General features: G+C 44.1%; 8 protein-coding genes. 1 reads left to right on the top strand and 7 read right to left on the bottom strand.

Annotated features, from left to right (window positions below; translation table 11 throughout):
• Positions 1-127: 127 nt before the first annotated feature.
• From gap to pfkA, 3 genes are read right to left on the bottom strand one after another with little or no spacing between them, the layout of a single operon-like run.
• Positions 128-1,123, bottom strand: a complete 996-nt coding sequence (gap, locus tag QZX97_RS09065; protein ID WP_295648274.1) for a type I glyceraldehyde-3-phosphate dehydrogenase — start codon at positions 1,121-1,123, stop codon at positions 128-130.
• 7 nt (positions 1,124-1,130) lie between these two features.
• Complete coding sequence (locus tag QZX97_RS09060) at positions 1,131-1,979, bottom strand: hypothetical protein (RefSeq protein WP_295648276.1); 849 nt, start codon at positions 1,977-1,979, stop codon at positions 1,131-1,133.
• 4 nt (positions 1,980-1,983) lie between these two features.
• The gene (gene pfkA / locus QZX97_RS09055) at positions 1,984-2,964 is read right to left on the bottom strand and encodes a 6-phosphofructokinase (protein WP_295648277.1); all 981 of its coding nucleotides are present in this window, start codon (positions 2,962-2,964) and stop codon (positions 1,984-1,986) included.
• Between the two features lie 124 nt (positions 2,965-3,088).
• On the opposite strand from pfkA, the gene QZX97_RS09050 reads away from it, so the two are divergent.
• Entirely contained in the window at positions 3,089-3,781 is a 693-nt protein-coding gene (locus QZX97_RS09050) for an NUDIX domain-containing protein (RefSeq protein WP_295664583.1), read from the top strand.
• 4 nt (positions 3,782-3,785) lie between these two features.
• Here QZX97_RS09050 and QZX97_RS09045 read toward each other — a convergent pair whose 3' ends face one another.
• The 4 genes from QZX97_RS09045 to QZX97_RS09030 form a co-directional block, all read right to left on the bottom strand.
• Positions 3,786-4,643, bottom strand: coding sequence for an N-acetylglucosamine kinase (locus tag QZX97_RS09045; protein WP_295648281.1), 858 nt, complete (start codon positions 4,641-4,643; stop codon positions 3,786-3,788).
• Positions 4,644-4,865: 222 nt separating this feature from the next.
• On the bottom strand, positions 4,866-5,267 hold the full coding sequence (locus QZX97_RS09040; RefSeq protein WP_295648283.1) for an OsmC family protein: 402 nt from the start codon (positions 5,265-5,267) through the stop codon (positions 4,866-4,868).
• Positions 5,268-5,342: 75 nt separating this feature from the next.
• Positions 5,343-5,486 carry a hypothetical protein gene (locus QZX97_RS09035; RefSeq protein WP_295664582.1) on the bottom strand — a complete coding sequence of 48 codons (144 nt, stop codon included), beginning with the start codon at positions 5,484-5,486 and terminating at the stop codon, positions 5,343-5,345.
• Positions 5,487-5,996: 510 nt separating this feature from the next.
• The gene (locus QZX97_RS09030) at positions 5,997-8,063 is read right to left on the bottom strand and encodes a S9 family peptidase (RefSeq protein ID WP_295664581.1); all 2,067 of its coding nucleotides are present in this window, start codon (positions 8,061-8,063) and stop codon (positions 5,997-5,999) included.
• Positions 8,064-8,073: the final 10 nt, after the last annotated feature.

The following is an 8,073-nucleotide window of genomic DNA, read 5'->3' as shown; positions in this document are numbered from 1 at the left end:
GGCAATGGAAAAAGAACTCGGTTGTTTTAACTTTACCACCGTTGGGTGCGGTAGTGTTAAAGCGGGTATAACTAAAAAGCCGTTCAAGTTTATTTGAACGGCTTTTTTTATGTGGATAGTTAACTAATCAGAACTTACCAACTTCCTGAACCATATCGATCAGTTTATTGGAATAGCCCCATTCGTTATCGTACCATGATACAACTTTAACGAAGTTATCATTCAGCGCGATACCGGCTTTAGCATCAAATATTGAAGTGCGTGGATCGCCTTTAAAATCTTCCGATACCACTTCATCTTCGGTATAGCCTAAAATGCCTTTCAATTCACCTTCCGATGCGGCTTTCATAGCTGCTTTGATTTGCTCATAAGTAGCGGCTTTTTTCAAACGTACGGTTAAATCAACTACCGAAACGTCGGCAACGGGAACGCGGAACGACATACCTGTTAATTTTCCTTTTAACTCAGGGATTACCAAAGTAACCGCCTTTGCAGCACCTGTAGATGATGGGATGATGTTTTGGTAAGCGCCACGGCCACCTCTCCAGTCTTTATGTGATGGGCCATCAACTGTTTTTTGCGTAGCTGTTACTGCGTGTATCGTGCTCATTAAACCTTCTTCAATGCCAAAGCTATCGTTCAATACTTTAGCGATAGGGGCAAGGCAGTTGGTGGTACATGATGCGTTCGAAACGATGGTATCGGTAGCCTTCAACAATTTATGGTTAACGCCCATTACAAAAGTAGGAGTGTCGTCCTTAGCAGGAGCGCTCAATACTACTTTTTTAGCGCCTGCGTCAATGTGCTTTTGAGCAGTGTCTTTCGACAAGAATAAACCAGTCGATTCGATAATTACTTCTGCACCAACTTCGCTCCATTTTAGATTTGCCGGGTCTTTTTCTGCAGTAACGCGGATGGTTTTACCGTTAACAACCAGGTGGCCGCCTTCAACAGCGATTGTGCCTTTAAACTTACCGTGGGTCGAATCGTATTTCAACATGTATGCCATGTAATCCGGCTCAACAAGGTCATTAATGCCAACAACTTCAATATCAGGCCTTTCAATAGCGGCCCTGAAAGCTAAACGACCAATACGGCCAAATCCGTTAATTCCTATTTTCATGATGTTTTTAATTTTTATTTGAATAGTAGTTTAATAAATTATTGATAGGTTCTTTTATAATATTTGCAATGCTAATGTCCATTCCCGCGGCCGTTTGCCTCAACTCATCCTGAAAGGCTGCTGCTACCGAGCCTACAAAATATACAGGTGTATCGGGTTCTTCTTTTTTCAGGCTCAGTACATAAGCACTTAAAAACTTTTTAAAGCCCGTTTTTACCATTTCCGTTACATATTCATCATCGCGGTTGTCGGCAAAAAAATCTGTAAACGAACTCAAAAACAATGCGGGGTGCGGGTTACGGTATACTTTTTCTAAAATATTTTTTCTGTCGTATTCGTATCGTTTTTCAAACTTGTTTATCAATTTATCGGGCAGGGTATCGTACATATAGTTTTTTAGCAACATCCGCCCCAGCCAATTTGCCGAGCCTTCATCTGCCAAAATATAACCGAGGCCAAAATTATTCTTTTTTATCTTCCTGCCATCATAATATGCGGCGTTCGACCCGCTGCCCAAAATGCAAATGATACCTTTGCGCTCTTTACAACTTGCAATTGCGGCCGCTAATATATCATGTTCCACCAATATTTTGGCATTCTTAAAAAAAGTTGCCAAAGCGTTTGTCACGGTAGCCACCCTCTCGGGCGATGAGGCGCCAGCAGTAAAGAAATAAATCTTCTTTATCTCTTCGGCATGGTGTATGAGGTTAATATTTTTGTTGAGCAGCTGCAGAATGAACTTCTCGTCGTTAAAGTACGGGTTGATACCCTGAGTTTTAAAAGTTGCAATGGTTTTATCCCTTACAGCTAAGCGCCATTCGGCATAATTTGAACCACTGTACACAACTGCGATCATTGATCTATATGGATAATATTTTTATCATTTCGATGAGGTCATCTTCCAGTTTGAACTCATGATTGGTCAAGGCTTCTTCAAGACTGGTCAACTCGATATGGTTTCCCCGTAATCCAACCATTTTCTGCGTTTCGCCTCGTAACAATGCATTTACTGCAGCATAACCCATGCGACTGCCTAAAATACGATCGAAACTACTTGGGCTGCCACCACGTTGCAAGTGGCCTAATATAGTAACTTTAGTATGATATGACTTGATACGGTCTTTAACTATTTTAGCGATATCGTAAGCGCCGCCATGATGGTCGCCCTCGGCAACGATAACAATGCTCGACGATTTATTAGGCGAATTTTCCAAATCGCTGATCAGGTCGTCCAAGGCCGTTTCGGTTTCGGGCAGCATAATCGCTTCGGCGCCGCCTGCAATACCGGTACGCAAAGCGATACAACCTGAATCGCGACCCATTACTTCGATAAAAAACAAGCGGTCGTGAGAATCTGCGGTATCCCTTATTTTATCAATAGCTTCAATAACGGTATTACAGGCCGTATCAAAACCCAAGGTATAATCGCTTCCATAAAGGTCGTTATCAATTGTTCCGGGTACACCAATTACTGCTATGTCAGGGAACCTCTTCGAAAACCGCAGGGCACCGGTAAATGTGCCATCGCCGCCAATCACTACTAATGCGTCAACTTCCCTTTCTTTTAGGTTGCGGTAGGCTATGTCTTGCCCCTCGTCGGTCTTAAAGGGCATACAACGTGCCGTCTTTAAAATGGTACCGCCCAACGCCAGTATATTACTTACTGATCGGGTGTGCATATCGAACATGTTATTGTCAATAAGGCCCTGGTAACCTTGCCTGATGCCCACAACTTCCTTTTTGTTAAAAATAGCGGTACGCACTATGGCGCGGATGCAGGGGTTCATTCCCGGCGCATCTCCACCCGATGTTAATACTGCTATTTTCCGGATATTTGACATGCTTTTTGTGGCTTATTACGGTATACAAAGATAATGTGTAAATTTTACACTATCTTAATTTATTTTTTATTTTTTTTAAACCGAAAACAGGCTATATTTATTTTTTAATTAGAAATTCATTCATTTGGAAACAAGCTTACCTAAATTCGATTCAACATTTTCTATTGACTGCGTTATCTTCGGATTTGAAGCCGGAGAACTGAAAGTGTTATTAATTGAGCGTAACCAGGAGCCTTTTAAAGATTGGTGGGCGCTGCCCGGTAACCTCGTTAACAACGACGAAGGTATTGAAGATGCCGCGGGGCGGATACTTGACGAATTGACCGGTCTGCGCGAGCTGCATATGGAACAGTTCCATACCTTTGGCGAAGTGGACCGCCACCCGCAAGGCCGTGTAATTACTGTAGCTTATTTTGCACTTATCCGCATTAACGGTAAAAAGGAAGTTAAGCCTATGACCGGATTTGCCAAAAACGCTTCGTGGCATGCCATTAATGATTTGCCTAAATTGGCGTTCGACCACATCAAGATATTTGAAACCAGTATACAAAAGCTGAGGCGCAGGTTAAGTTACCAACCCATCGCGTTCGAACTATTGCCCGAAAAGTTTACCCTAACCCAGTTGCAATTGCTTTATGAAGCCATCCTCAACAAAAAGCTCGACAAACGTAATTTCCGCAAAAAAATGCTGAGTTATGGCTTTTTGAAAGAACTGGACGAAAAGCAAAAGGGCGTATCATACCGTGCTGCCAAACTCTACAAGTTCGACCGTCGGAAGTACAACAAGATATTCCAGAACGATATGAACGCTATTTAAGGCTTTATTTCCCCGGTGCCAGTTCCAAATGGTATTTTACCAAATTATCTATCGGCGACCGAATGATATTGCCCATCGCCATGCCGTTCTCTAAAACCACTTCTTCGAGCACGTTGCGGAAACTGTAGCCCACCGAACCAATGCAATTGAACGTGTATTTCTGATAATTGGGATAGTGGCATACCAGGTTGCGGAAAAAGTCATCGAAAGAGCTTTTTACCAGATTATGGCTGTACTCAATGTTCACCGTATTGTCGTACACAAACTTGCTAAAACTGGCGCAAAAGCGGTTTGGCAAGGGTTTGGTATAAACGTTTTCTATTACGTCATCAGGCGTTAATTTAAAGGTTTCCCAAAATTCGGCCCTTACCGCTTCGGGCATGTAGCCGCGCACGTAATCGCCCAATAGCTTTTTGCCTATATAACAGCCGCTACCTTCGTCGCCCAAAATATAGGCCAGCGAATCGATGTTCAGTACAATGTTTTTGCCATCGTATATGCAGGTATTGGTACCTGTTCCCAAAATGGCGGCAAAACCCTCATTGATGCCTAAAACAGCCCTCGCAGCAGCCAACAAGTCGTGACCTATGTTAATACGCGCGTTTTTGAATACCACTTTCATGGCCTCTTCAACTATTTTCTGACGGTCGGGTACCGAGCAGCCCGCACCGTAATAGTTTACCTCACTAATATGTTCGATGTCCAAATCGTTGGGCAATTGGTCTTTTAACGATCGGATGATATAATCCGTACTCGAAAAATAAGGATTGTAACCTTCGGTATTGAACAGTACTTTCTTTCCTTCATCGGTGACTAAGCACCAGTTGGTTTTGGTCGAACCGCCATCTGCAATAATGATCATATAATTAGCTTTATTAATGCGGGTTTAAAACTATGCTTTTACTAAGTGTAAAACTAACACTTTGGAATTTATTTTTATATGAAACTAAAACGATTTTTGGAATAATACCAAACCAATCCGGTGTTTGCCCTTATTTAATTGGCAATCAGTGTTGTATTTTAAAATGTTATTTGTACACTTATATGGACAGAAGATGTAAAATGGAAGATGTAAAATGTGTTTTTACGTAGTTTTTACCTCGATATGCCCCGTTAACAGCTTATGGATAGGGCAGGAGTTGGCAATTTGCAGCAACCGTGTATGCTGTTCTTCGGTAATATCACCTGTAAAGCTGATCTTTCTTTCTATCAGTGTCCCTGACTCGGTTTTATACAGGTCGAGATGTACTGCAATTTCCTCAACTGCCCACATTTTTCGATCGACGTACATGCGCAGTGTGATGGCAGTGCAGCTACCTAAACTTGCAAGCAACAGGCTCGAGGGGCTCATACCCAAATCTGTTCCGTTATGACTTGCCGGTTCATCAGCAATTAAAGCATGTCCGGCCGAGTGGATGGTAGTTTGATAATGTTCGCGCTTGGTATCGGCGTCGGCGCTGGCTTGGAGTTGAGGTACCTGGTTCATAATGTAAAAGTACACATCCGACTGAATAAAAAGCGGGCAGGTGTGTCAGCGCCTTTTAATATTATTGCCGAAACCTCATTTTTCAAAATAGTCCTCATCGTCCATCTCGCTTTCATCATCGTCGAGGGTATCCTTGGTATCCTCATAAACCGGGCGCTCAGGTTGGTTATCATCCTCCCGTTCATCTTCTGTCTTCTTATCCTTTGGGTCGGTTTTCATTCGACTTGGTTTTACTTCGATTAACAATTGCCATGCAAACTTGTTTTCATCTGCACTTTCTATCCAAACCTTTCAGCACGAGGGGGGGTAGATATGGGTATTTTAAAAAAGTTTTCCATCCCTCTCGCCAGGCAGGGGGGAATAAGTAGGAATATTTAATAGCTTCTTTAACCCTACTACTCAACACTGCCACTGCCACTCAACAAGGCAGGGGGGGAATAAGTAGGAATATTTAATAGCTTCTTTAACCCTGCTGCTTTAAACTGCCACTGTCACTCAAAAAGGGGGGGGGGTGTAAGAAATATTTCCACTTTCTTTCTCATTCAATCATTCAAAAATCAATCATTCAATCATTGCCTAAGAGGGAAAAAGTAAGATAATTTTCAAAGAACACCCGAGCCGCTTACCCAATCAGGGCTAAACGTTTCAGGATATACAATATCGTGAAAATTTGCGGGTTTTGCAAGTACACTTAGAGTAAATCCGCAATCGAACCTCCGAAATCCGAAATCAAAGCGTTTCCTTCAGCCACTCAAAAAACTCCCTTTGCCAAACAATACCGTTCTGTGGTTTAAGCACCCAATGGTTCTCATCGGGCAGGTACAGCAGTTTCGATTTGATGCCCCTCAACTGCGCCGCCTGAAACGCTTCCATTCCCTGCCCAACCGGCACACGGTAATCGCGGCCGCCTTGTATAATCAGCATTGGTGTGTTCCATTTAGCAACAAACTTACTTGGGTCGAATTTGTTGTACGATTTGAGCGCCTTAAAATTCATATTATCCCAATAGTTGCCGCCAATATCCCTATTGGCAAACCACATTTCTTCGGTGGTACCGTACCAGCTTTTCAGGTCAAAAATACCATCGTGGGCTATAAAGGTTTTAAACCTGCCGTTATGCATACCGGCTAACATAAATACCGAGTAGCCACCATAGCTGGCGCCAACACAGCCTAAACGTTCTTTGTCCACATAAGGCTCATTGCTGATGTCGTCAATGGCGCTCAGGTAATCCTGCATGGCCTGCCCGCCCCAATCGCCGCTTATCTCTTTGTTCCAGGCCACACCATGCCCCGGCATGCCGCGGCGGTTTGGCGCGATGACGATATACCCGTTTGCCGCCATCAGTTGAAAATTCCAACGGAACGAGTAAAACTGTGTCAATCCCGATTGCGGGCCGCCCTGGCAGTACAGCAGCACAGGGTATTTTTTGGTCTTGTCAAAATCGGGTGGGTATATCACCCACGATAGCATGTCCAAACCGTCCGTAGTTTTGGTATGGCGTTCTTCAACTTTAGCTTGCGCCAAGCGGTTGTTTATCGGGTTGTTAATGTCGCTCAGCTGTTTCATGCTGCCGGTGGTTAGGTCAACGGTATACAGTTCGGCGGCGTGGTTCATGTCGGTACGACTAACAATCATGGTGTTGCCAACCTGCCCGCTAATGCCGGTTACATCCCACTGGCCTTTGGTAACCTGCTTAATGGCTACAGGGTCGCCGGTGGTGTTCCCCTTCAGATCGATGCTGAACAATTGGTCGGTACCGTCATGGTCGGCCAAAAAGTAGAGTTTCGAATCATCCTTGCTGAACGTGAACGATGACACCGATTCATCCCAAAGCGCCGTCAGATTAATGCGCGGTCCCCCGCCCTTTATATCGCGGATAACCAGGTCGTTCTTATCGGCTTCATTACCATCTTCGCGCATGCTCAGCCAGGCCAGTTTGGTACCGTCATTGCTAAATACAGGCTGTGTATCATAGCCCGGGTTGCTCTGGGTAAGGTCGCGGGTTTCGTCGGTAGCTATATCGTACTGGTAAATATCGGTATTGGTGCTTTGAGCATAATCTTTACCACTTTTCTTTTTGCACACGTACAATACGCGTTTGCTATCCGGACTAAATATTAAATCCTCCAAACCGCCCGATGGCTTTTGCGGCACATCAAAGGCTTCGCCGTGCATAATGTCTTTTTCGTTGCTTATTTTGCCGCCGGCATCATAATCGGCCACAAATATGTGAGAATAGGCGCCGGTATTATACGTATCCCAATGGCGGTAGTTCAGGTCGGTAATGATATAGGCACTCGTTTTTTGCATATCCGGGTAGCGGTCTTTGCCCATTACTTTTTGCACTTGTACATCGCGGGTGTACATTATTTTTTTGCCGTCGGGCGATATGCGCACATTGTCAAAGTTATCCTGTTGGTTAACCGTCAGCATGGCCAGATTGCTGCCATCGGTATTCATTTGCCAAATACGGCCGTCGTACCAATAGGTCATGCGGCCTTTATCGTCAATTTTCAACACAGCTTTGCTGCCCGGTTCGTTAGTGATCTGCGTTGAAGCTCCGCCGCTTATCGGTACAATAAACAAATTCGGCTGACTGTTATTGGCGCCGATATTATACGTGGTAACGCTGTAAATTACGTTTTGCCCATCGGGCGTAATTATCGCGCTGCCCAACCTGCCCATGCGCCATAGCGCTTCGGGCGTTAGCCTTACCGTATTTTGGTTGTTTTGAGCCTGCAGGCAAAATAAACCCGTAATTATAAATAGCAGCGTAAATGATAATGCTCTCATCGCTTTTAAT

Origin of the sequence: uncultured Mucilaginibacter sp. (assembly GCF_903893715.1) — a bacterium.
Classification (GTDB): domain Bacteria; phylum Bacteroidota; class Bacteroidia; order Sphingobacteriales; family Sphingobacteriaceae; genus Mucilaginibacter.
Note: the sequence above shows the minus strand (reverse complement) of the source record. Positions and strands in the feature narration are given on the sequence as shown.